This window comes from Sandaracinus amylolyticus (assembly GCF_021631985.1).
GTDB lineage: Bacteria > Myxococcota_A > Polyangia > Polyangiales > Sandaracinaceae > Sandaracinus > Sandaracinus amylolyticus_A.
In genome coordinates, this window is sequence record NZ_CP070225.1 from 8,922,085 (window position 1) to 8,944,152 (window position 22,068).

The 22,068-nt window shown below is 72.2% G+C and carries 20 protein-coding genes; 6 read left to right on the forward strand and 14 right to left on the reverse strand.

Annotated features, from left to right (window positions below; translation table 11 throughout):
- Nucleotides 1-36: 36 nt before the first annotated feature.
- The 3 genes from I5071_RS37735 to I5071_RS37745 form a co-directional block, all read right to left on the reverse strand.
- A complete protein-coding gene (locus I5071_RS37735) occupies nt 37-1,002 on the reverse strand; it encodes an AraC family transcriptional regulator (RefSeq protein WP_236518222.1) in 966 nt (321 codons plus the stop codon).
- A 32-nt stretch (nt 1,003-1,034) separates the two neighbouring features.
- A complete protein-coding gene (locus tag I5071_RS37740; protein WP_236518223.1) occupies nt 1,035-1,934 on the reverse strand; it encodes an SDR family oxidoreductase in 900 nt (299 codons plus the stop codon).
- Between the two features lie 141 nt (nt 1,935-2,075).
- A complete protein-coding gene (locus I5071_RS37745; protein ID WP_236518224.1) occupies nt 2,076-3,020 on the reverse strand; it encodes an AraC family transcriptional regulator in 945 nt (314 codons plus the stop codon).
- 123 nt (nt 3,021-3,143) lie between these two features.
- On the opposite strand from I5071_RS37745, the gene I5071_RS37750 reads away from it, so the two are divergent.
- The gene (locus tag I5071_RS37750; RefSeq protein WP_236518225.1) at nt 3,144-3,794 is read left to right on the forward strand and encodes an NAD(P)-dependent oxidoreductase; all 651 of its coding nucleotides are present in this window, start codon (nt 3,144-3,146) and stop codon (nt 3,792-3,794) included.
- Nucleotides 3,795-3,810: 16 nt separating this feature from the next.
- Here I5071_RS37750 and I5071_RS37755 read toward each other — a convergent pair whose 3' ends face one another.
- From I5071_RS37755 to I5071_RS37765, 3 genes are all read right to left on the reverse strand, one after another.
- On the reverse strand, nt 3,811-4,524 hold the full coding sequence (locus I5071_RS37755) for a hypothetical protein (RefSeq protein ID WP_236518226.1): 714 nt from the start codon (nt 4,522-4,524) through the stop codon (nt 3,811-3,813).
- 103 nt (nt 4,525-4,627) lie between these two features.
- Nucleotides 4,628-5,473: a heme-dependent oxidative N-demethylase subunit alpha family protein gene (locus I5071_RS37760; protein WP_236518227.1), complete on the reverse strand. Its 846-nt coding sequence runs from the start codon at nt 5,471-5,473 to the stop codon at nt 4,628-4,630.
- A 26-nt stretch (nt 5,474-5,499) separates the two neighbouring features.
- The gene (locus I5071_RS37765; RefSeq protein WP_236518228.1) at nt 5,500-7,416 is read right to left on the reverse strand and encodes a potassium transporter Kup; all 1,917 of its coding nucleotides are present in this window, start codon (nt 7,414-7,416) and stop codon (nt 5,500-5,502) included.
- Nucleotides 7,417-7,520: 104 nt separating this feature from the next.
- On the opposite strand from I5071_RS37765, the gene I5071_RS37770 reads away from it, so the two are divergent.
- The 3 genes from I5071_RS37770 to I5071_RS37780 are packed head-to-tail and all read left to right on the forward strand — an operon-like array spanning nt 7,521 to nt 9,813.
- On the forward strand, nt 7,521-7,781 hold the full coding sequence (locus I5071_RS37770; RefSeq protein ID WP_236518229.1) for a hypothetical protein: 261 nt from the start codon (nt 7,521-7,523) through the stop codon (nt 7,779-7,781).
- Nucleotides 7,778-9,127 (forward strand): ATP-binding protein, encoded by a 1,350-nt coding sequence (locus tag I5071_RS37775; RefSeq protein WP_236518230.1) that lies wholly within the window; start codon nt 7,778-7,780, stop codon nt 9,125-9,127. The genes I5071_RS37770 and I5071_RS37775 overlap by 4 nt, the downstream gene beginning before the upstream one ends.
- 38 nt (nt 9,128-9,165) lie before the next feature.
- A complete protein-coding gene (locus tag I5071_RS37780) occupies nt 9,166-9,813 on the forward strand; it encodes a response regulator (protein WP_236607719.1) in 648 nt (215 codons plus the stop codon).
- Here the strand turns inward: I5071_RS37780 and I5071_RS37785 are convergent, their stop codons facing one another.
- The 7 genes from I5071_RS37785 to I5071_RS37815 all read right to left on the reverse strand — a co-directional run bounded on the left by I5071_RS37785 (nt 9,814) and on the right by I5071_RS37815 (nt 16,358).
- The gene (locus tag I5071_RS37785; RefSeq protein ID WP_236518231.1) at nt 9,814-10,374 is read right to left on the reverse strand and encodes a CAP family protein; all 561 of its coding nucleotides are present in this window, start codon (nt 10,372-10,374) and stop codon (nt 9,814-9,816) included.
- 124 nt (nt 10,375-10,498) lie between these two features.
- Nucleotides 10,499-11,770, reverse strand: coding sequence for a hypothetical protein (locus I5071_RS37790; protein WP_236518232.1), 1,272 nt, complete (start codon nt 11,768-11,770; stop codon nt 10,499-10,501).
- The gene (locus I5071_RS37795; protein WP_236518233.1) at nt 11,767-12,432 is read right to left on the reverse strand and encodes a TetR/AcrR family transcriptional regulator; all 666 of its coding nucleotides are present in this window, start codon (nt 12,430-12,432) and stop codon (nt 11,767-11,769) included. The genes I5071_RS37790 and I5071_RS37795 overlap by 4 nt, the downstream gene beginning before the upstream one ends.
- The gene (locus I5071_RS37800; RefSeq protein ID WP_236518234.1) at nt 12,429-13,133 is read right to left on the reverse strand and encodes an ABC transporter ATP-binding protein; all 705 of its coding nucleotides are present in this window, start codon (nt 13,131-13,133) and stop codon (nt 12,429-12,431) included. The genes I5071_RS37795 and I5071_RS37800 overlap by 4 nt, the downstream gene beginning before the upstream one ends.
- Complete coding sequence (locus tag I5071_RS37805) at nt 13,130-14,368, reverse strand: ABC transporter permease (RefSeq protein ID WP_236518235.1); 1,239 nt, start codon at nt 14,366-14,368, stop codon at nt 13,130-13,132. Before I5071_RS37805 ends, I5071_RS37800 begins: the two co-directional genes overlap by 4 nt.
- Nucleotides 14,365-15,600, reverse strand: coding sequence for an ABC transporter permease (locus I5071_RS37810; RefSeq protein WP_236518236.1), 1,236 nt, complete (start codon nt 15,598-15,600; stop codon nt 14,365-14,367). Before I5071_RS37810 ends, I5071_RS37805 begins: the two co-directional genes overlap by 4 nt.
- Nucleotides 15,597-16,358 carry an outer membrane lipoprotein-sorting protein gene (locus I5071_RS37815; RefSeq protein ID WP_236518237.1) on the reverse strand — a complete coding sequence of 254 codons (762 nt, stop codon included), beginning with the start codon at nt 16,356-16,358 and terminating at the stop codon, nt 15,597-15,599. Before I5071_RS37815 ends, I5071_RS37810 begins: the two co-directional genes overlap by 4 nt.
- Before the next feature lie 103 nt (nt 16,359-16,461).
- Here I5071_RS37815 and I5071_RS37820 point away from each other — a divergent pair, with 103 nt between their 5' ends.
- A complete protein-coding gene (locus I5071_RS37820) occupies nt 16,462-16,965 on the forward strand; it encodes a DUF4149 domain-containing protein (RefSeq protein ID WP_236518238.1) in 504 nt (167 codons plus the stop codon).
- Between the two features lie 35 nt (nt 16,966-17,000).
- The gene (locus I5071_RS37825; RefSeq protein WP_236518239.1) at nt 17,001-18,185 is read left to right on the forward strand and encodes a hypothetical protein; all 1,185 of its coding nucleotides are present in this window, start codon (nt 17,001-17,003) and stop codon (nt 18,183-18,185) included.
- Here the strand turns inward: I5071_RS37825 and I5071_RS37830 are convergent.
- Nucleotides 18,172-21,993, reverse strand: coding sequence for a serine/threonine-protein kinase PknK (locus I5071_RS37830; protein WP_236518240.1), 3,822 nt, complete (start codon nt 21,991-21,993; stop codon nt 18,172-18,174). The two genes, I5071_RS37825 and I5071_RS37830, sit on opposite strands and share 14 nt — an antisense overlap.
- Nucleotides 21,994-22,068 lie beyond the last annotated feature (75 nt).

Here is a 22,068-nt window from a genome sequence, read left to right on the forward strand (position 1 = left end):
TCCCGCACGTCCCATACGGGACCGGCGGGCGTCGGCTCACGCGCTCGCGCGCGTATGCGGGCCCGCCTCGAGCGCGCTCTCGGCGCGGCCCTCGCGCGCGGCGCGCCGGTAGTGCCGCGGCGCGTGCCCGGTGACGCGCTTGAACGCGTTGCTGAACGCGCTCTCGGACCGATAGCCGAGCGAGGTCGCGAGCTCGAGCACCGAGGCGTCGTCCTCGCGGAGCCGCTTCTGCGCGAGGCGCATCCGCCACTCCGTGAGGTACTCGAGGGGCGCGACGCCGGCGACGGCCTTGAAGCGCACCGCGAAGCTGGTGCGCGACATCGCGGCGATCTTCGCGAGCTCGGCGAGCCGCCACCCGCGCCCCGGCTCGGCGTGCATCGCGCGCAGCGCGGGGCCGATCCGCTCGTCGCGCACCGCGCGCAGCCAGCCCGAGGGCAGCGCGCCCGCGCTCGCGAGGTGCGCCCGCATGACGTGCACGAACACGAGCTGCGCGAGCTGCGCGCACGCGACCTCCGCGCCCGGCAGCGTCGAGCCGTGCTCGCGCATCATCTGCTCGAAGAGCCAGCGCAGCGCCGCGGCCTCGGGCGATGCCGCGCGCACGTGCACGAGCGGGGGCAGCACGTCGGTGAGCAGCGCGCTGCCTGCGGGGTGGAGCGACACCATGCCGCCGATCAACCAGCAGTCGGCGCCGTTGCCGATCGTCGGGACGCTCCGTCCGTCGCGGTAGAGCGAGCGCGCGCTGGTCACCTTCGCGGTGAGGTTGCTCGTGACCAGGAAGTCCTCGCGCCCGCGGAAGAGGAAGACGTCGCCTTCCTCCATCTTGGTCGCGCGCTTCTGCTTGCCGACGCGCACCCAGCACTGGCCCCTCGCGACCGCGAAGAGCTTGATCCGGTGGGGCGCCGGGAAGTGCACGGCCCACGCGCCGCCCGCGCGAAGGCCGCCCGACACCACGGTGCTCGCGTCGGTGAGGCGCAGGACGTCGGAGAAGGGATCGTGGGACACGGGAGCACGATCGCTCGGAGGACGCGGCTCGCTCAACACGCGTAGACGGTGCGGATGTCCTCGAGGAGCCCGGGCCCGATCGGGGACCACCCGGTGAGCTCGCGCGTGATCGCCGACGACGCCCGCACGTCGAGCGCCGCGAACCGCGAGAACCAGCCGAAGTGCTCGTCGCCGCGCGAGACCGGCGCACCGAGCCCGAGCCGCTCGCCGATCGCGGCGGCGATCGCGCGCATCTCGATCCCGCTCTCGCCGACCGCGTGCAGCGCGCTCCCGGCCGGCACCCTCCCGGCGGCGAGCTGCTCGATCGCGAGCCGATAGAGCACGGCGGCGTCGTCGCGGTGCACCGCAGGCCAGCAGTGAGAGCCGTCGCCCTGGTGCGCCGAGACGCCGCTGCGTCGCGCGAGATCGATCAGCACCGGGACGAAGCCGTGATCGCCGGGCCCGTGCACCGACGGCGGCAGGCGCAGCACCACGGAGCGGACGCCGCGCTGCGCCGCGCCGCGCACCAGGACCTCGGCGGGCTGGCGCGGCGAGCTGGGCGCGACGTCGTCGTGCTCGGTCGTCACGCGCCCGGCGGGCAGGCCGGCGACGCCCGAGGTGGACACGAGGACCTTGCTCGTGCCGGCGGGCTGCTGCGCGAGGCCCTCGATCAGCGCCTCGATCGCGGCGTGGTCGACCCGCACCGACTCCGCGAAGCTCGCGAAGTCGTGGATGAAGCCGCAGTGGACCACTGCGTCGGCCTCGGTCGCCGCGGTGCGCAGCGTGCCGAGGTCCGCGAGGTCGCCGCGCACCGGGCTCGCGCCTGCCGCGCGCAGCGTCTCGGCGGCGGCGTCGCTGCGCGCGAGGCCGCGCACGGTGTGCCCCGCCGCGAGCAGCTCACGCACCACGCCGGTGCCCACGAACCCGGTTCCTCCGGTGACGAAGACGCGCATCTCGATGCTCTCCTCCGCGCCCACGACGGGCGCAGGACGAACATGCGGCGAGGACGTCGAACGATGAATGCGTGAACGGCCCGAAGACGTGCGCGATCGTTCGAGCGGTGCTCGACGAAGGAGCGCTGACGTGCACGGGGGTCAGCTGCGCTTCAGCGAGCCCGGAGACACTCCCACATAGCGCTTGAACGCTCTGCTGAACGCGGCCTCCGACGAATAGCCGAGCTTCCCCGCGACCTCGCCCAGGCCCGCCCGCTCGCGCGCGAGCATGCCGTGCGCGATCTGCATCCTCCATCGCGCGACGTAGGTCATCGCCGGCTCGCCCAGCAGCTCGGTGAACCGCGCCGCGAACGCGGAGCGCGACATCCCGACCGCGCGCGCCAGCGTCTCGAGGGTCCACGGGCGCGACGGGTCGCGATGCACCAGCGCGAGCGCGCGTCCGATCTGGGGATCGCGCAGCCCCGCGATCCATCCCTCGTGCTCGCGCGGCGCGCGCTCCATCCAGTCGCGGATCGCGTGCACCACCAGCAGGTCGGCGAGCCGCGCGAGGATCGTCTCGCCACCGGGGCGCATCGCCTTCGCCTCGCTCGCGAGCAGCGCGATCGTGCTGCGCATCCACTCGTGCTCCGGCGCGCTCGACGCACGCACGTGGATCACCCGCGGCAGCAGCTCGACCAGCACACGCGCGCTCTCGTGCTCGAAGCGCACCGAGCCGCACACGAGGCTCGTCGGCGCGCCGCCGGTGCCGTGCACCAGGTACGCGTAGCGCTCGCGCACCTCTTCGTGCGGCAGCTCGTCGATCCGATACGCGCGCACCCCGGGCTCGCTCACCAGGCGATGGCCGCGATCGTGCGGGACGAGCGCGAGGTCGCCCGCTTCGAGGCGCAGCGGAGGCTCGCCGTCGAGCTCGAGCCATCCGCCGCCCGCGGTCACGACGTGGAAGCTCATGGTCTCGTCGATCGCCGGCAGCGCGAGACCCCACGACGCGGTGAGCTCGGAGCGACAGCAGAACACGCCGCTCATCCGCAAGAAGCCCAGCGCATCGCCGAGGGGATCGATCGGCGCGAACACGTCGCGGACCTTCATGCCCCGAGCATGCGCGACCGTGGACGAACGGGCATGTCGCGTGGACGCACGGTCAAGGCGCGGATCGCGCAGCGAGGCCAGGTTCTCCGTGTCGATGCGACGGCGCGTCGCGAGGAGGACGAGATGAAGGTGTTGGTGGTGGGCGCGACGGGCGGCTCGGGACGTGCGGCGGTCGATGCGCTCCTGCGCGCGGGGCACGAGGTGACGGCGTTCGTGCGCAGGCCCGAGCTGATCGAGGCGCGACCGGGGCTGCACGTCGCGGTCGGGGACGCGATGCACGCCGAGGACGTCGAGCGCGCGGTCGTGGGGCACGACGCGGTGATCGTCACGCTCGGGATCCGCGAGAACGCGGTGCTGGTGCGGCTGCGCGGCAGCGCGGGCACGCCGATCGACGTGCGCTCGGCGGGCACCAAGAACGTGATCGCGGCGATGCGCGCGCAGGGCGTGCGACGGCTCGTGGTGCAGACGTCGTACGGCGTCGGCGAGACCAAGAATGGGCTGCGCTGGATCGACGCGATGCTGTTCCGCGTGTTGCTGCGCGATCAGATCGCGGACACCGAGGAGCAGGAGCGCGCGGTCCGCGCGAGCGGGCTCGACTGGGTGCTCGTGCAGCCGGTGCACCTCACCGACGCGGAGCGCGAGGAGACGGTGTTCGCGTCGGCGCGCGGCGAGGCGCGCAAGACGAGCATCTCGCGCAGGAGCGTCGGGAGGTTCCTCGCGGAGTGTGTCGGGGGACGCGCGAGCCGGGAGTCGATCGCGCTCTCGACCGCGTGAGCGCAGGAAGCCGCGTTCACCGGCGGGGCGTGATCGTGACGCGATCGAGGAGCTCGGCGGGGAGCTCGAGGCGGACCCACCAGCCGTCGGCGCGGCGGGTGGGGACGATCGTGAGCTCCTTCTTCGAGGCCTTCTCGAGCTTCGCCTCGATGCGGGCCGCGGCCGCGCGCGCTTCGTCCTCACCGGGGCGCGACGGACGCTTCTTGGTGCCGCGGACGCGTGCGTCGCGCGCCGCTTCTTCGATGCTGCGCGCGGTGTGCTGCGAGAGCGGCTTGCCCTCGATCGATGCGTCGGTGCGCGCGAGGGTCTCGGCCTGGTCGTCGGCGGTCGTCGCGTCGACGAGCTGGATCACCGAGCGCGCGCGCTCCGAGCCGAGCTTCACCGCCATCTCGCGCGAGAGGTGCTCGGGGATGCGCACCAGCTCGAACGCCGTCGAGCGCGACAGCGAGGTCCGACTCTCGACCAGCTCGGCGAACGAGCTGGCGCCGAGCGCCGAGTAGATCTCCTTGCGTTGCAGGATCTGCAGCGCGAGCGCGATGTCGTAGAACGCCTCGGCGATCTGCTCGACCTTGCGGCCGATCAGCGCGAGCGCGTCGTCGCCCTTCTGCTTGTTGCGTTGCACGGCGGCGCGCGCGGTGCGGGCGATCAGCGAGAGGTCCTTCTTGCTGGTGGCCTTCTTCTTCGGCGCGGTGACGGTCTTCTTGGTCGCGGCCTTCTTCGCCTTCTTCATGTCGCGACTCTATCCCGCGAGGTGCGGGACGACGGAGTCCACGGCGTGGACTTCCGAGTCCACGCACGTGGACTTCCGAGTCCACGCCGTGGACTCCTCCGTCTCAGCGTCCGATCACGTGATCGAAGGTCTCGAGGGTGGGGAGCTTCTTGTAGTCGCGCAGCTCCTCCGGCATCACGCGCAGCGCTTCGCGCACCACGTCGCGCTGCGCTTCGTCGAGCGTCGCGACGTCGTAGAGGTACGTGCGGATGAGGAACACGCTCGCGCCCTCGAGCGGCACCGTGATCTGTCGCTCGACGCGCAACCAGGCGCGCGCGGCGTCGTCCCAGCCGCGGCGCAGCCCGGCGTCGGGATGGTGATCGAGCGCGTCGTCGGCGGAGAGCGTCCACACGAAGCGCACGTAGGGGCCGCGGCCGATCATCGAGGCGACCATGCTGCGCGAGACCCGATCGTCCTTCGCGAAGCCGGGCACCGGCGCGTGGATGCGCGAGAACGACGCGCCCGCGAGCAGCTCGGGGCGCCAGCCGCTCGGGAAGCGCACGTCGAGCGCGACCGCGCGACCTTCGCCCCCGCCGTGCTCGAGCACCGCGAGATCTTCCTGCACCGCGCGCGCGATCGCCTCGAGCGGATCACGCGCGTCGCGATCGGCGTCGGCCTCGCGCAGCACGTCGGGCGCTTCGGTGGCGAGGGTGTCGCGCATCCAGGCGAGCGCAGCGTCGCGCGCTCGCTGCGCGATCGCGTCCTCGCCCGCGATGACGTGGCGGCTCGGAGGCGACGCGCGCTTGGCGGCGAGGTAGCGCGGGCGCTCGTCGTCGATCTGGAAGAACAGGCGATCGCGCGCGCCGTTGCCGAGATCGGTGCCGAAGCGGATCAGCCCCGCCTGCATGCGCAGCGGCGTGGGCTCGACCGGGAAGTAACGCGCGGGCGCGGTCACTCCCCGAGCATGCATCGATCACCGCGTCCGAAGCAGGATTCTCAGATCTCGAGCTGCATGCCCACTTCGACGACCCGGTCGGGCGGCAGCTTGAAGAAGTCGGTGGGGGCGCGGGCGTTGCGCGAGAGGAACGCGAAGACCGACTTGCGCCATGCGGCGAGGCCCGGGCTCGCGGTCACGACGAGCTTCTCGCGGCCGAGGAAGAAGCTCGTGTCCTCGGGACGGGTGTGCAGGCCTCGGCTCGCGCAGGCGCGCAGGATCTCGGTGACCCGCGGCGACTGCATGAAGCCGTAGTGCGCGGTGACGCGGAACACGCCATCGCGCATGCGCTCGACCTCGACACGATCGGCGCGCGGCACGTGCGGGACGTCGTCGGTCACGATGCGCAGCAGCACGAGCTGCTCGTGCAGCACCTTGTTGTGCTTGAGGTGGTGCAGCAGCACCGGCGGGCTGCCGCCCGGGGTCGACGTCATGAACACCGCGGTGCCGGGGACCCGCGCGTACTTGCGGGTGTCGAGATCGACGAGCAGCGCGTCGAGCGGCTTCGAGCGACCGCGGAGGAACTCGGCGACGCGATCGCGACCGCGCTTCCAGGTCGTCATCACCGCGAGCAGCACGCCCGCGACCACCAGCGGGATCCACCCGCCGGTCTGCAGCTTCTCGACGTTCGCGACGAAGAACGCGAGGTCGACGATCAACATCCCGCCGCACACGAGCACCGCGCGCGGCGTGCCCCACCACCGCTTCACCACCGTGAAGAAGAGCAGCGTGGTGATGGTCATCGTGCCCGTCACCGCGATGCCGTACGCAGCGGCCATGTTCGACGAGCTCTGGAACACGAGGACGATCACGATGCACGCGATCATCAACAAGCGGTTGATCTCGGGGACGTAGATCTGTCCCTCGGCCTCGCTCGAGGTGTGGCGCACCTCCATGCGCGGCAGATAGCCGAGCTGGATCGCCTGCCGCGTCAGCGAGAACGCGCCCGAGATCAGCGCCTGCGACGCGATCACCGTCGCCGCGGTCGCGAGGAGCACGAGCGGCACGCGGAGCGCGGGCCCGACCAGGCGGAAGAAGGGCGCCTCGATCGCGCTCGGGTCGTCGAGCAGCAGCGCGCCCTGTCCGAAGTAGTTGAGCAGCAGCGCGGGGAACGCGAGCGCGACCCACGCGCTCATGATCGGCTTGCGCCCGAAGTGCCCCATGTCGGCGTAGAGCGCCTCGCCGCCGGTGATGCAGAGCACGACGCTGCCCAGCACCCAGAACCCGCTGCCGTGGCCCGAGAGCAGGAACGCGATCGCGTGGTGGGGCGAGACCGCGGCGAGGATCGAGGGGTGCCCCACGATGTGCACCGCGCCCGCGGCGCCGATCACGACGAACCACAGCGCGACCACCGGCCCGAACACCGCGCCGACCTTCGCGGTGCCGCGGCTCTGCTGCAGGAAGAGCAGCACGAGGATGACGATCGAGATCGGGACGACGTAGGGGCGCAGCACGTGCCCGACGCCCTCGACGTTCTCGATGCCCTCGACCGCCGAGACCACGGAGATCGCGGGGGTGAGCATGCCGTCGGCGTAGAGCAGCGCCGCGCCGAAGAGGCCCGCGAGCACGAGCCATCCGGTGTGCTTGCTGCCGGCCGGCACGATCAGCGCGAGCAGCGCGAGGATGCCGCCCTCGCCGTGGTTGTCGGCGCGGGTGACGAAGACCAGGTACTTCACCACGACGACCAGCGTCAGCGCCCAGAAGAAGAGCGAGAGGATGCCGAGCACGTTCGCCTCGGTCGGCGCGATGCCGTACGACGCGTGGAACGACTCGCGCATCGCGTAGAGCGGCGAGGTGCCGATGTCTCCGTAGACGACGCCGAGGGCGGCGATCGCGAGCTTGAGCACGTTGGCCTGCGGGCCGTGCGGCGCGGGCTGCACGTCCGCCCGTTCCGCGCTGGTCTCGCTCGCGATCGACATCGGGCGCGCAGCCTAGTGCTCGCCGCAGGACGCGCCTTGATGCGTTCTTAGCGCCGTTTCGACGGCGATTTAGCGGCGCGCGAGGGAGGATCCGCGCGGCGAGCATGCACGGAGGTCCGTACCGCACGCGCGCTCCGGGCGCGCGGGAGCCCACGACGCTCGATCGCGAAGCGCTGGTCGTGCTCGCGGTCGCGCTGATCGGGTTCTCGATCCCGCTGGTCGCGGTCGTGCTGGGCGTCGCGGTGTCCGGCCCGGTGCTCGGGATCGCGCTCGTCGCGCTGATCGTGATCGTGCGGCTCGGAGTGGCGACGCTGCGCGAGGCACGCGTGACACGCGCGTCGCGGCGAAGAACGCTAGGGGAATGAAGCGCGGAGCGAGGGACTACCTCGGCGCGGTGGGCGCGGTGGCGATCGCGGTCGCGATGGGCACCGCGATCGCGCCCTACGTCGATCTCGCCGACCTCGCGATGCTGCACCTCGCGGCGATCGCGGTGGTGGGCACGCTGCTGGGCCGCGGGCCGGCGCTGCTCGCGTCGATCCTCGCGGTCGCGACCCTCGACTTCTTCTTCGTCCCGCCGCTGCACACGTTCGCGGTCGAGCACCTGCGCCACGCGATCACGTTCGTCGTGCTCTTCGGCGCGGGGCTGCTGATCAGCACGCTCGCGAGCCGCCTGCGCGATCAGTCGGCGGAGGCGCGGGCGCTCTACGCGCTGAGCCGCGCGCTCGCGGGCGCCGACGATCGCGACGCGGTGCGCGCGGTGGTCGCGGAGCACGCGAGCGCGGTGCTCGACGGCGACGCGTCGCTGGTGCCGGCCGGTGCGGACGTGCCGGAGGGAGCGCTCGGCGTGCCGGTGGTGGTGGGCGGGCGCGTCGAGGCGACGTTGAGCGTGCGCGGGACGAGCGACGTGCGGGCGCGCGCCGAGTCGCTGGCCGCGACGATCGCGCTCGCGCTCGAGCGCGTGCTGCTCGCGGACGAGGCGCATCGCGCGCAGCTCCGCGCGCAGACCGAGGAGATGCGGAGCTCGCTGCTGAGCTGCGTCTCGCACGATCTGCGCACGCCGATCGCGACGATCACCGGCGCCGCGACGGCGCTGCTCGGGCCCGAGACGTCGCTCTCCGCCGACGCGAAGAGCGAGATGGCGACGATGATCCGCGACGAGGCGTCGCGGCTCGAGCGGCTGGTGACGAAGCTGCTCGACATGACGCGCGTGGAGTCGGGCGCGCTCGAGGTGCGGCGCGAGTGGGTGCCGGTCGACGAGCTCGTCGCCGCGGCGCTGACGCGGCTCGATGCGCGGCTCGCGGCGCATCGCGTCGAGGTGGATCTGCCCGCCGAGGTCGTGCTGGTGCCGGTCGATCCGGTGCTCGTGGAGCAGGCGCTGGTGAACCTGCTCGAGAACGCGGCGAAGTACACGCCGCCGGGCGCGCGCATCGCGGTGCGGGCGCGTCGCGCGAGCGACTCGGTGGTGATGGAGGTCGAGGACGACGGGCCGGGCATCCCGCCGGGCGCGGAGTCGCTGGTGTTCGAGAAGTTCTGGCGCGGCGATCCGAGCTCCGACGGAGCGGGGCTGGGCCTCGCGATCTGTCGCGGGATCGTGAGGGCGCACGGAGGGACGATCGTGGCGTCGCGCGCGAGCAGCGGGGGTGCGTCGTTCCGCGTCGAGCTGCCCTGCCCCGAGGGCGCGCCCGCGCTGCCCGAGGAGCTCGCGGCGTGAAGGGCGCGCGCATCCTGGTGGTCGAGGACGAGCCGTCGATGCGGCGGATGTTGCGGGCGACGCTCGCGAGCCACGGCTACGACGCGGTCGAGGCGCGCAATGCCGCGGAAGGGCTCGCGCTCACGCGCGCGCAGCGGCCCGAGGTCGTGCTGCTCGATCTCGGTCTGCCCGATCGCGACGGGCTCGAGCTGATGCGCGAGCTGCGGAGCTGGGCGACGGCGCCGATCATCGTGATCTCGGCGCGAGGGCGCGAGCAGGACAAGGTCGCGGCGCTCGACGAGGGCGCCGACGACTACCTGACGAAGCCGTTCGGCACCGCCGAGCTGCTCGCGCGGGTGAGGGTCGCGCTGCGGCACGCGGCGGAGCGCGACGCGACGTCGGACTCGCTGATCGAGGTGGGGCCGATCACGATCGATCGCGCGCGACACGAGGTGCGGCGCAGCGGCGCGCTGGTGCACCTGACGCCGATCGAGCATCGACTGCTGGTCGCGCTCGCGCGGAGCGCGGGACGGGTGCTGACGCACCGCCAGCTCTTGCTCGAGGTGTGGGGCCCGGACGCGGCGACGCAGACCCACTACCTGCGCGTCTACATGACGCATCTGCGCCGGAAGCTGGAGACCGATCCCGCGCGCCCGCAGTGGCTCTTGAACGAGCCGGGCGTGGGCTATCGCATGCGCGAGGCGTGATCAGCGGCAGGACGTGGGGAGCACGTTCTCGTCGAAGTGGCCCTGCACGTTGCCCGGCGGGTCGTAGTTGCAGACCCAGACGTCCATGCCGTTGCAGGTGGTGGTGCCGCAGCCGACGCGCGCGGTGCCGCGCCACACGAGCTGGGTGAAGTGGCCGGTCTGCATGGAGAAGCGACCGTTGCGGAAGCGATAACGCTCGCGCTCGCGGTGCCACATGTCGACGACGGCCTGGGGCGAGAGGGTGCCGGTGGTGCCCGCGGCGAGGTTCTCGCCGTAAGGGGTGCGGTTGTGCTCGAACGCGCAGCCGCGGCGCGCGAGATCGTCGGCCCACGACTGCGCGGTGCGCGCGAGCTCGTCGGACCACGAGAGCGGCGCGGCGCAGTGCTCGGCGCGTCGCGTGTTGTGAGCGTCGAGGACGGCGCGGAGGCGCGGATCGGAGGGCGCGTCGCTCGCGGTGGTGTCGCCGCCGGGCGCGATGGTCGGAGAGGTGGAGCGGGTGGTCGCGGTGTGTTGCGCGCAGGCGGTGAGGAGGAAGGCGAGGACGAGGAGGGAGCGGCGCATGAGGAGAGGGTAGAACGTCGGCGGAGAGGGTGTGCTCGACGGATGGGCAGGGTTGCCGAGCACGCGCAGGTGGCACGTGGACGAGCACGCGGGACGAGCACGAGCACGGTGCGGCTCGCGAGCGTCAGTCGTAGATGCGCGCGCCGAGGAACACCGTGATCGCGCTGCTGCCCCACTCGCTCTGGGGGATGCCGGCGATGGGCGCGGTGCCGAAGGGGACCGAGCCGTTGAGCAGCAGCGTGAGCATGTCGCTCGCGATCCAGGTGAACGACGTGAGGACCATGCCCGAGCCGTCGACCGGGCTCTGCAGCCACGAGGTGCCCACCGCGAGCTCGTCGGTGAGCTCGGTGTTGAGCGCGAGCGCGATCGCGTGGCGACCGAGGATCTGGGAGTCGCCGCGGAGGAAGCGCGCTTGGAACGCGGGGTCGGCGAGGATGTCGGGGCGGGCGCCGATGTCTTCGATGCCGAAGCCCGAGTAGTGGTACTCGAGCGCGACGCGCAGGCCGCGCCACACGTCGATCACGTACGAGCCGCCGATCAGCGCCTTCATCACGACGCCGCGGGTGCCCGCGAGGCCGCCGTCGACGCCGCGGCCGTCGGTGCCGAAGAACGCGAGCTCGCCGTGCGCCTCGGCGTCGCCGATCGTCGCGCTCAGTGCGCCGCCGACGAACGTGTCCTCGCCGCGACGCCCGACCAAGAGCTCGCCATCGACGTCGCCGACCGTCGCGCGGAGCCGACCGATCAGCGACCAGCTCTCGAGCTCGCCGTTCTCGACGCTGCCGAACACCGCGATCAGATCGCCGGAGAGGGTGCTGATCTCGGGGATGCGCAGCTCGGCGTGCACCGCGTCGACGCCGCGGCGCCACTCGCGATCGATCTCCGCGGGCGCGAAGGGCGCGAAGAGATCGACCGCGCTGAACATCACGCCGCGGCCGAGGCCGATCGCCTGGCGTCCGACGGTGAGCTCGAGGAAGGGCAGGTGCACCGACACGAACGCGCGATCGAGCTCGTGGCGATGCGCGTACGAGGGCGCATCGTCGACGATCGCCCAGTCGAGCGCGGCGAGGCGGAACGGGGGCGTCGCGGCCGAGGGGAGGAGGCCGAAGCCGATGCCGGTCGACGACGCGGCGAGCGCGCGGTGCTCGTACGCGACCTGCGCGCTGAGGTACTCGCCGAGTCGCGCGCCGAGCTCGAAGCGCAGTCGGAACAGCGCAGCGCCGCCGGGCTCTTCGTCGATGGTGGGATCGTCGGCGGGGAACGCGAGGAGCCAGCTGCCCTTGAGCGAGCTTCGCAGCACGAGGCGGAATTCGCCGTCGTCGCTCTCGAAGAGATCGCGCGCGTGCGCGGTCGTCGTGGTGAGCAGGATCGCGAGCGCGAGCGCCGCTGGGCCCCTCATCGCTTTCGCTTCCCCGCGACGCCGAAGGTCAGCATCTCGGAGAGCGAGCGGACGAACGCGTCGAGCGAGCGCCCACTGCGCGTGCGCTCGTCCAGCAGCATGCCCGCCGAGAACCCGACGCCGATGATCACCTCGGCGCGCTCGCGCTTCTGCTCGTCGGTCAGCACGCCGGGCGCCGCGTCCTCGATGAGCTCCATCAGGAACTCCGCGCCCTCGGCCTGGCGCTGGGTGATCGCGTCCATGCCGATGTCCTCGAGCGCCGCCCAGAGCTCGCTGTCGCCGGTCAGCATGCGCGCGACGAGCGGCATGTCGCGGCCGCTGGTGAACGTGATCTCGAGGTAGCGGAGCAGGCGCTCGCGCTTGGGGATCGATCCGTCGAAGAGCGGCTCGAGGCGCTTCATCAGACCGCGCTTCTCGAGCGCGATCGCGGCCTCGAGCAGCGCGCCCTTGTTGGGGAAGTAGAGGTAGACCGTGCCCTTCGCGACCTCGGCCTTGCGCGCGACGTCGTCGATGCTGGTCTTGCGATAACCCTGCGCGAGGAAGAGCTCGTGCGCGGCGCGCAGGATGCGGCGCCGCTTGCGCGCCTGGGGCGAGTCGTCGGCCTCGTCCCCGAGGTACTGGCGGAACCGGCTCTCGAGCACCTCCTTGGTCCACTTCGTCATGCTGCGCTGGCTCGCTCTTTCGTCTCGTCCGACACGATGCGCCCGTCCTCCATGCTCACGATGCGCGTCGCGTGCGCGACGATGCGCGGATCGTGGGTGCTGAAGACGAACGTGGTGCCGTCTTCCTCGTGGAGGCGACGCATCAGCACCATGAGCTGCTCGGCGCTCTTGCCGTCGAGGTTCGCGGTGGGCTCGTCGGCGAGCACGAGCTTGGGGCGCGACGCGACGGCGCGCGCGACCGCGACGCGCTGCTGCTGTCCGCCGCTCATCTCGCTGGGGCGGCGGTTCGCGAGCTCGCCGAGCCCGAGCGAGAGCAGCACGTCGAGCGCACGCGTGCGGCGCTCGCGCGCGCCCATGCCCTGCAGCTCGAGAATCAGCTCGACGTTCTCGGCGGCGGTCAGCACCGGGACCAGGTTGTAGGCCTGGAACACGAAGCCCAGCGACGCGAGTCGCAGCTTCGCGCGCGCGGCCTTGCTCAGCGTGCCGAGCTTCTGCCCGAGCACCTCGAGCTCGCCGCGGGTCGGGCGATCGAGCGCGCCGAGCAGGTTGAGCAGCGTGGTCTTCCCGCTGCCGCTCGGGCCCACGAGCGCCATGAAGTCGCGCTCGTGCACCTCGAGGTCCACGCCGCGAAGCGCGTGCACCTCGAGCGCGCCGGTGGTGAAGGTCTTGGTGACGTCGGTCGCAGTGGCGAGGAGGGTCATCGGTCGACTCGCAGTGCAGAGGCCGGGTCGGTGCGCGACGCGAACCAGGCGGGGTAGAGAGACGCGACGATCGTCGCGATCAGCGAGAGACAGAGCGCGGTGGGCACGAGCCACGCGCCGAACGCCGGGTGGTAGATCGGATCGATCAGCACGCCGCCGAACGCGAGCCCGTCGCGGCTGGGCATCATCGACGAGAGATCGATTCCGTCTTCGGCCCAGCGATGGAGGATCGGGCCCGACCACGCGAGCGCGAGCAGCGCGCCGAGGGTGCCGAGGAGGAGCCCTTCGGTGACGACGACGCGCACCAGCGACACACCGCGCATGCCGATCGCGGCGAGCACCGCGAACTCCTTGCGCCGCTCGAGCACGCCGGTGAGCTGCGCGCTCGCGACGCCGAGGAGCACGACCAGCAGCACGATCCCGACCGCGACGTTGGTGAAGGCGCGACCGCTCTGCAGGCGCGCCCGGAATTCCGGGGAGATCTCGAGCCACGAGAGCACCTCGCTACCCTCGGGGGCGGCGATCGCGGCGCGCGTCGCTTCGAGCGTCGCGAGGTCGTCGAGCAGGATCGTGATCTCCGCGATCCCTTCGCGCCCCGAGAGCCGCTCGACGTCGGCGATCGCGACGTGGGCGATCGACTGATCGATCGGGCGACTGCCGGTCTCGACGATGCCGACCACCACGAGCAGCGCGCTCTGCATCTCGCCCTGATCGTCGACCACCGTGACGACGAGCTCGTCCTCGAGCCGTGCGCGGAGACGCTGCGCGATCGCGCGGCCGAGCACGATCGCACCCTCTTCGCCGGGCGCGAGATAGCGTCCCTCGGCGACGCGCTGCACGTAGCGCAGCGCGCGCGGCTCGGTCTCCGGGTCGACGCCGGTGAGCGAGACGTGGGTGCTGCGGGTGCCGAGCCCGAGCAGGCCCGATGCGCGGGCGCGGGGCGTGGCGACCGCGACGCCCTCGGTCGCGCGGACGCGCGCGAGGAGGTCGGGATCGGCTGCGAGCCGCAGCGCGTCGTCGCGGCGCTGGTTCCATCCGCGCGGTGCGATGCGCAGGTGGCCGAGACCGCCGCCCGCGATCGCGCTCACGCTCATCGACTCCTGGCCGCCGACCCACGAGAGCGCGACGAGCCCGACGCCGACGCCGAACGCGAGACCGAAGATCGAGATCAGCGTGCGCCGCAGGTTCCGGCGCAGGCTGCGCAGCGCATAACGCGTGGCCGACGAGCGGATCATGAGCGCATCGCCTCCATCGGCTCGAGCCGAGCGGTGAAGAGCGCGGGCCAGAGCGCGGCGACGATCGACACGATCGTCACGCCGACGAAGCCCGGCACGTAGTCGCTCGGGTCGAGGTACGGGAAGAGGAACCCCGAGAAATTCACGCCGAACACCGCCATGTCGACCGACTCCTCGGCGCCCGGCGCGAGCGGGATCCCCACCGCGCCCTGCCACGCGACGAGCAGCCCGCCGAGCACGCTGCCGATCGCCACGCCGAGCACGCCGAGCGCGACCGCCTCGGTGAGGATCATCCGCACGAGGCGCAGCGGCGTGGTGCCGAGCGAGAGCAACATGCCGAGCTCGCGCCGTCGCTCGAAGGTCGCCATGAGCATCGTGTTCGCGACGCCCGCCGCCGCGGCGACGAACACGATCAGCAGGACGAACGTGCCGAACACGTCGGCCTGGTCGAGGACCGCCGTCATCTCGGGCGCGAGCTGGCGCCACGGGAGCACCTCGAGCTCGTCCATCGTGGGCAGCGCCGCGATCGACGACGCGAGCAGGTCCGCGCCGTCGCCCGATCCCGTGCCGCGGATCGTGAGCTCGTGCGCCATGTCGGGCATCGCGAACGTCTCCTGCGCGGTCGCGAGCGGCATCACGATGCCGGTTCGGTTCACGAGATCGAAGGGCGTGTGGAGGACGCCGGCGACGGTCACGAGATCGTTGGCGAGCGATCCGTCGGCGCCCGAGCCGACGAGGGCGAGCTCGTCGCCGACCTCGATGCCGGCGTCGCGCGCGAGCAGCGATCCCACCAGCACGGTGCGCCCACGCGGACGGCGATCGTCGGGGAGGCCCGCGAGCAGACCGCCCTCGGCGGACTCCGCGTCGACGTCGACGCCGACGACGATCACCGCGTGTCCGTCGACGTCGCGCGCCGCGAGCGCCGGTGCGTAGACCCGCGCGTAGGCCTGGGCGACACCTTCGGTCGCGCGCAGCGCAGCGAGGCGCTCTTCGGCGCGATCGATGACGAGATCGGGCGCTTGCTCCTCGCGCCATCCGGGCGCGTGCACCTGCACGTGGCCCATCAGCGGGCCGGTGAGCGCGTCGATCGTCCAGTCGTTGCGCGCGTTGAGCAGCCCGAACGAGAGCAGCACCGCGCACTGCGCGATCGCGATCGCCGCGAGCGTGAGCGCGGTGCGGCGCCGGCTGCGCCCGAGGTTGCGCCACGCGATGCGCGTCGTGGAGTCGATCATCGGCGCTGCTCGAGCTGGGTGAGCGAGAACGTGCTCTCGGGCACCGGCGCGTCGAAGTCGATGTCGAGGTAGCGCATCTCGGTGCGATGGCCCTCGCGATCCTGGGGCTCGAGGACCGTGCGGGTCGGGATGCGACGACCGTCGAGCTCGCGCACGTCCTCGAAGCGCATGACGCGCGCGAGCTGCATGCGGCGATCGAAGTGGCGCGCCTCGAGGGGGAGCGTTCCGTCCTCGCTCACCACGAACTCGATGCGTCGCCACAGCCCGACGACGCCGGGGCGCGCGTCGTAGCGGACGAGCCATCCGCGCGGCCGCTCGCTGCGACCGACGACCGTGCCGTCGAAGTCGGTGCGGTACGAGGTGGACTGGGTGAGATCGTCGTTCGTGAGATCGCTGCCCATCCAGCTCGAGAGCATCATCGAGGGCGGCACGCGGATCGTGCGCGAGATGCGCGGCATGTAGTTCCAGAGGTTGCGATCGACGCGCAGCGTGGCGGTGCCCTCGTCGCGCGCCGGCGCTTCGATGACGACGAGCGCGCGATCGGTGCCGCGGGCCCAGCTGCGCATGCGCATGGTGCGGGTCTGGCGCGGCGTGACGATCGTGAGCTCGATGCGCGCGACGGTGCCGCTCGAGCGATAGAGCTCGTCGAGGCGGCGGGTGATCGTCGCGAGATCGGGCGCGGCGTCCTGGGCGTGCGTGGGCGCGATCGCCGCGACGAAGAGCGCGAGCGGGAGCGCGAGCGCTGCGAAGGTTCGCATGGTCTCACCTCGTGAGTGGAACGAATGACCAATTGCGCGTTTTCGGTCAGTTCGTCAAGCGCGATGGTGGTGCGGTGACGGTGCGCGCGTAGGTGATCGGCTCGTGCACGCGCTCTACGTCGTCTCGGTCTGGCTCCACATCCTCGCGGCGATCACCTGGATCGGCGGGATGTTCTTCCTGGTGCTGGTGGTGGTGCCGTGGATGCGGCAGGGCGATCGGGCGAAGGGCGCGGCGTTCTTGCAGCAGACGGGCACGCGCTTCCGCAACGTCGGTTGGGCGTGCTTCGTGGTGCTGCTGGTGACGGGGATCTTCCAGCTCGCGATGCGCGGCGTGGAGCTCGGGGACCTGGTGGATCCGACGTGGCTCGCGTCGCCGGTGGGCAGCGCGATCGCGCTGAAGATCGGGGTGTTCGCGATCGTGTTGGTGATCAGCGCGGTGCACGACTTCGTGCACGGTCCGCGCGCGACACGCGCAGTGCGTGAGGATCCGGGATCGCGCGAGGCCGAGCGGATGCGCCGGAGAGCGTCGATGCTGGGACGACTGAACGTCGTGCTCGCGATGGTGCTGGTGCTGCTCGGCGTGGTGATCGTGCGCGGATGGCCGTGAAGGAATCCTCGGATTCGTGCGACGTTTGACCCTCCATGCACCAGCCGAGCGCGACGTGGCCCAGGGTCTATCGCCCATCCACTCGCCAGCGCTTGTGGTACGGCACCATCTTCGCGGCCGGCGGCGTGATGGGGATCGGCCTTCCGATCGCCGCGATCCTCACGGGCCCAGCGTCCGTTCCGCTCGAGGCCGCGATGGTGGCGTTCTGCGTCTTCTTCACCGGGCTCAGCGCGTGGGGGCTCGTCACGCTCTGGCACGACCACGTCGTGCTGCACGCCGATGCGATCGCGTTCGTGCGTCTCGGCCGCGCGACCGTGCGTGTGCGCCGCGACGAGATCCTGGGCTTTCGTTTGCTCCCGGGGCCCACGCTCGTGTTCGAGCGGCACGAGGGCAAACCGGTGCGCATTTCCATGCTGTTCGGGGCGGACGCGACGCTCGAAGCGTGGTTCGCCTCGCTGCGCCACCTCGAGCGCGAGGAGTACGAGCGCGCCGAGGCGGTGCTGCTCGCGCTCGGTCCGACCCAGGTCGACTCGATGCGCGCGATGCAGAGCGCGCGTCGGATCGCGCGGGTGATCGACGTCGCCACCTTCGCCGCGGGCGCGTGGGGGATCTTCCATCCGTACCCGCGCGCGCTCGTTCTCGCGGTCCTCGCGGTCCTCCCCATCGTCGCGATGGGCGTGCTCGCGACCGGAGGCGGGAGGTACTCGCTGGACGATGGGCGGAACGATCCGAGAGCACGGCTCGTCATCCCCATGCTGATGCCCAGCGTGGTCCTCGGGCTACGCGCGCTCATCGACTTCACGACGATGGACGTCGGTGCGCTGATCGGTTGGGCCACGGCGTGCTGGGTCGGTCCCACTGTCCTCGTGGTGCTCCTCGATCCCGCCCTCCGCGCGCGCTGGTGGAAGCCGCTCCCCTTCGCGCTCCTCTTCATCGGCTACGCCGTGGCTGTGCCCGCGCACGCGAACATGATGCTGAGCTCGGGGCCCGCGACCACGACGCAGGTCGAGGTGCTCGACAAGCACGTATCGCGTGGTCAGGGCGGAGGACCGGAGCTGCGCCTCGCGGCGTGGGGCGAGCGCGACGAGGAGTCAGTGCGGGTGAATCGCGCGCTCTACGACGCGACCGAGGTCGGCGAGCGCGTGTGCATCGATCTCTACGACGGCGCGCTCGGCGCGCGCTGGTTCGTGGTGCGCGCCTGCGAGCTCACCCCGCCTTGAGCTTCAGCGTCTCTCCACCCCCGAACATCCGCGGCTGCATCCGGAACCCCGGCGCGACCACGCGCAGCGCGCCGTCCTCGTCGGTCACGCCCTCGCCCACGAAGTACGAGCGCGCCTCGGGCGACACCATCCCGCGCAGCTCGCCGAGCCGCGCCCGCGCCGCCGCGCCGTACAGCGAATATCCGTGCAGGTCCGCCTGCACCGCGCAGTCCTCGAGCGACGCGCGCCCTCCGATCGAGTCTCCGCGCCGCAGCCGCACCGCCGCGTCCAACAGGCCGCCCCAGATCGGCCCGTAGGGCAGCGGATGTTTGCCCAGCTTGCGCGCGATCTTCGCGACGCGCCGCAGCCCGCTGGTGTCGCCGTGGTCGGCGCACGCGAGCCACAAGCGCCCTTCGAGCGCCTGCATCTCGGCGCCCCACGTGACCACCCAGCCGACCGACGTGCGCTGCACCCGCGCGAGCCGCGCGAGGTGCTCGCGCAGCTCGGGCACGCCCGCGCCGCGATGCAGGTCGATCTCGGCGTCGGCGCGCACCCGATACCAGTCGTTGCCGCCCCAGCGACCGAGCGCGCTCTCGGACACCCGATCGAGCTCGAGCCGTGCCGCATCCGGTCCGTCCTGCAGCAACGGACCGAGGTTCGCGGCGAGCGTCGCCGTCGTCTCGAGATACACGTTGCCGCGCCACACCGCGTCGCGCCGCAGTCGCACCAGCTCGCGCCGCAGCGCATCGATGCGTCCGAGGTAGCGCTGGCACCCGAGCACGAACACGGCGACCTGCGACGCGTTCGCGACGCGCTGCTGCGGCTCCTCGCTCCAGATCGACTCGCCTTCGCGGAAGAGCGCGATCGCCGCCTGGAATCGCCCCGAGAAATAACAGCGGATCGCGTCGCCGATCCGCAGCCACGCGCGGTGCTCGATCGCGCTGTCGCCCTCGAAGAGCTGGTGCGCGAGCTGTGATGCGCGCATCGCGTGCTCGATCCCCGACGCGTCGAACGTCAGCGAGATCCCCGCCTCGCGGCACAAGCAGAGCCCGAGCATCGCGCGGTCGCGGGTGCGCAGCGCGAGCACGAGCGTGCGCGCGTGGAGCCACGTCGCGAGCAGCGGGTCGAGGATCGGCAGGTGCATGAACGCCGTCATGTAGAGACGGTGCTCGGCCGCGGAGCGCGCGGGCGCCGCGCCGTCGACGTGCGTGGGCAGGCCGAACATGCGCAGCCGCGTGCGGTGCCAGAGATACGCGATCGCCGTGGCGATGCGCGAGCGCGGCACCGTGACGCCCACGTCGCGACACAGGCGTCGCAGCAGATCGAGCGCCTGGGTGACGTGGCCGCTGATCGAGAGCTGCTCGAGCGCGCGGGTGCGCAGCTCGAGCGCGCATCCGGCGTCGGTCGTCGCGTCCGCCGCGGCGAGGAAGCCCTGTGCCGCCTCGAGCGCGCCGCGCCCTGCGTTCGAGAGCGCGCCCGCGAGCGCGAGCCGCAGCCCGAGCTCGCGTGGACCGTCGTGACGACCGAGCTCGAGCGCGAACCGATAGAGCTCGGCCGCGCGATCGAACGCGAGCGTGCGCTCGGCGCGTCGCGCCGCGGCCTCCGCGGCCTGCGCCGCGCGCTCGCTGTGCCCCGCGGCCGCGAGGTGCCGCACGAGCTCGAGCGTGCTGTCGTCGTCGCCCGCCACGCGCGAGAGCGCATCGGCGAGCGCGGCGTGCACGCTCGTCTTCGCCGGCTGGGTGAGCCCGGCCTCGACCGCCTCGCGGATGCGATCGTGCCAGGGCTCGAGGCGTCCTCCCTCGGCGCGCGCGCGCAGCAGCTGCGCGCCCACGAGGTCGTCGAGGGCCGTGGCACAACGCGCCCGCGGCAGCCCCGCGGCAGCCTCGATCACCTCGCGCGAGAGCGGCACGCCGGCGACGCACACGAGCTCGAGCACCGAGCGCGCATCGTCGGCGAGGGAGCGCGCGCGCTCGCGGATCACGTCGTCGAGGCGCAGCGTGGCGTCGCGATCGCCGAGCCGATGCAGCAGCTGATGCAGGAACATCGGGTGACCGCCGCTCTCGCGCACGATCTCGTCGAGCGCGCCGGCCTCCGCGCCCGCCTGCGAGAGCTCGCCCGCCAGCGCGCGCGTCTCGCTCTCGGTCAGTCGTCCGAGCGCGACCGTGGTCGACTGGAACGAGGGCGCGGTCTGGAAGGTCGTGGTCGTCTCGGTCGACAGCGCCTCGTTCGTCGGCAGCCCGCGCTGGGTGATCACGAGCACGAGCGGAGGCGAGTCGGGGTGCGTCGCGAGATCGCCGAAGAGCAGATCGCTGTCGCGATCGGCCCAGTGCCAGTCGTCGATCGCGATGACGATGGGCCCCTCGCGCGAGAGGTTGCGCAGGAGCTCGCGGAACGCGTCGAACGCCTCGCGGCGCATGCGCTCGGGGTTGCGGGTGTCGGGCGCTCCGTCGGTCGCGACGAGGTCCGCGATGCTCTCGACGCGCGCGAGCACCGGGAACACGCGCACCAGCGCGGGCACGCTCGGTGGCACGAGCCACCGCACCTGCGCGGTGCCGCGGGTCTCCTCGAGCCGCCGCAGGTGCCGCGTGAGCGCGTCGATCACGCCGTCCCACGCCTTGTAGGGCACGAGCTCGTTCGCGTAGCAGCGCCCGGTGAGCCGCACGACGTCGGCGTGCGCGTGCTGCACGTCCTCGAGGAAGCGCCGCACCAGCGCGCTCTTGCCGACGCCCGACTCGCCGACGACGCGCAGCACGATCGGTCTTCCGCGCCGGCGATGTTGATCGAACGCGGTGCGCAGCACGCGCAGCTCGCTGTCGCGACCGACGAACGGCACCGACGCCGCGGGCTCGCGCAGCACCGCTTCGGTGACCGGGGTCCCCGCCACCCGCAGGATCGACGCGAGCTCGGGGCGCTCGGCGGGATCGGGCGCGAGCATCTCGACGACGAGCGCGTCGAGATCGGCGGGGCAGGGCACCATCGCCGAGGGCCACGGCGGCGCCTCCTCGGCCTTGCGGGCGAGCACGCGCACCGGTGGGCCGTCGAAGGGCACGACGCCGGTGATCGCCTCGAAGAGCATCGCGCCGATCGAGTACCAGTCCGCCGCCGGGCCGACCGCTTCGCCGGTCGCCTGCTCGGGCGCCATGTACACGACCGTGCCCTCGATCGCGCGTCGCGTCGCGGTCGAGCCACCGAGGTGCGGGCGCGCGATGCCGAAGTCGATCAGCACGACGCGGCCCTCGGGCGTGACGAGCACGTTCGACGGCTTGAGGTCGCGGTGCACGTGCCCTGCGGCGTGCAGCGCGGCGACGCCCGACGCGAGCTGACCGAGCGAGTGCCGGAGTCGGTGCTCGTCGTAGCCGCTCGGCGGCCGCGCCGTGGTGCGCGCGAGCGGATCGATCGAGCGGGTCGCGCTCGGTCGTGCGTCGTCGGCGAGCGGCGACTGCGACGAGTCGAGCTCGATGCGCAGCGTGTCGTCGGCCGAGGGCGTGCTCGGCGGGCGCGAGCGCGACGTGTGGCGGCCGCGGACCCACGTCAGCAGGTCGACGCCGTGCACGCGCTCCATCGTGAAGAACCACTCGCCGGCTTCGCCGAAGAGCTCGCCGAGGCGCACGAGGTTCGGATGGCGCAGGTCCGCGAGCGTGCGGAACTCGCGCTTGAAGTGATAGACGCTCTGCGCGCTCGGCGCGTCGCGCATGACCTTCAGCGCGACGACCGTGCCCTGCTCGCGATCGTGGGCCTCGTAGACGATGCCCATGCCGCCGCGGCCGAGCACGCCCGTGATCTCGAACCTGCCGCGCAGCAGATGGCCAGGCGCCAGTGAGAGATCCACAGCGGAGGATTGTAGTCGTTCTGCCCGTCGTTTCGTGCGCCGATCCTCACGTGCGTCGCGCGCTCACGAGAGGCG

Excerpts from the sequence above, each read along its gene's own strand:
- I5071_RS37810 (WP_236518236.1), bottom strand. The coding sequence starts at position 15,600 with ATGATCGACTCCACGACGCGCATCGCGTGGCGCAACCTCGGGCGCAGC.
- I5071_RS37765 (WP_236518228.1), bottom strand. The coding sequence starts at position 7,416 with ATGTCGATCGCGAGCGAGACCAGCGCGGAACGGGCGGACGTGCAGCCC.
- I5071_RS37790 (WP_236518232.1), bottom strand. The coding sequence starts at position 11,770 with ATGAGGGGCCCAGCGGCGCTCGCGCTCGCGATCCTGCTCACCACGACG.
- I5071_RS37815 (WP_236518237.1), bottom strand. The coding sequence starts at position 16,358 with ATGCGAACCTTCGCAGCGCTCGCGCTCCCGCTCGCGCTCTTCGTCGCG.
- I5071_RS37795 (WP_236518233.1), bottom strand. The coding sequence starts at position 12,432 with ATGACGAAGTGGACCAAGGAGGTGCTCGAGAGCCGGTTCCGCCAGTAC.
- I5071_RS37755 (WP_236518226.1), bottom strand. The coding sequence starts at position 4,524 with ATGAAGAAGGCGAAGAAGGCCGCGACCAAGAAGACCGTCACCGCGCCG.
- I5071_RS37750 (WP_236518225.1), top strand. The coding sequence starts at position 3,144 with ATGAAGGTGTTGGTGGTGGGCGCGACGGGCGGCTCGGGACGTGCGGCG.
- I5071_RS37775 (WP_236518230.1), top strand. The coding sequence starts at position 7,778 with ATGAAGCGCGGAGCGAGGGACTACCTCGGCGCGGTGGGCGCGGTGGCG.
- I5071_RS37780 (WP_236607719.1), top strand. The coding sequence starts at position 9,166 with ATGCGGCGGATGTTGCGGGCGACGCTCGCGAGCCACGGCTACGACGCG.
- I5071_RS37800 (WP_236518234.1), bottom strand. The coding sequence starts at position 13,133 with ATGACCCTCCTCGCCACTGCGACCGACGTCACCAAGACCTTCACCACC.
- I5071_RS37805 (WP_236518235.1), bottom strand. The coding sequence starts at position 14,368 with ATGATCCGCTCGTCGGCCACGCGTTATGCGCTGCGCAGCCTGCGCCGG.
- I5071_RS37740 (WP_236518223.1), bottom strand. The coding sequence starts at position 1,934 with ATGCGCGTCTTCGTCACCGGAGGAACCGGGTTCGTGGGCACCGGCGTG.
- I5071_RS37760 (WP_236518227.1), bottom strand. The coding sequence starts at position 5,473 with ATGCATGCTCGGGGAGTGACCGCGCCCGCGCGTTACTTCCCGGTCGAG.
- I5071_RS37825 (WP_236518239.1), top strand. The coding sequence starts at position 17,001 with ATGCACCAGCCGAGCGCGACGTGGCCCAGGGTCTATCGCCCATCCACT.
- I5071_RS37745 (WP_236518224.1), bottom strand. The coding sequence starts at position 3,020 with ATGAAGGTCCGCGACGTGTTCGCGCCGATCGATCCCCTCGGCGATGCG.
- I5071_RS37785 (WP_236518231.1), bottom strand. The coding sequence starts at position 10,374 with ATGCGCCGCTCCCTCCTCGTCCTCGCCTTCCTCCTCACCGCCTGCGCG.
- I5071_RS37770 (WP_236518229.1), top strand. The coding sequence starts at position 7,521 with ATGCACGGAGGTCCGTACCGCACGCGCGCTCCGGGCGCGCGGGAGCCC.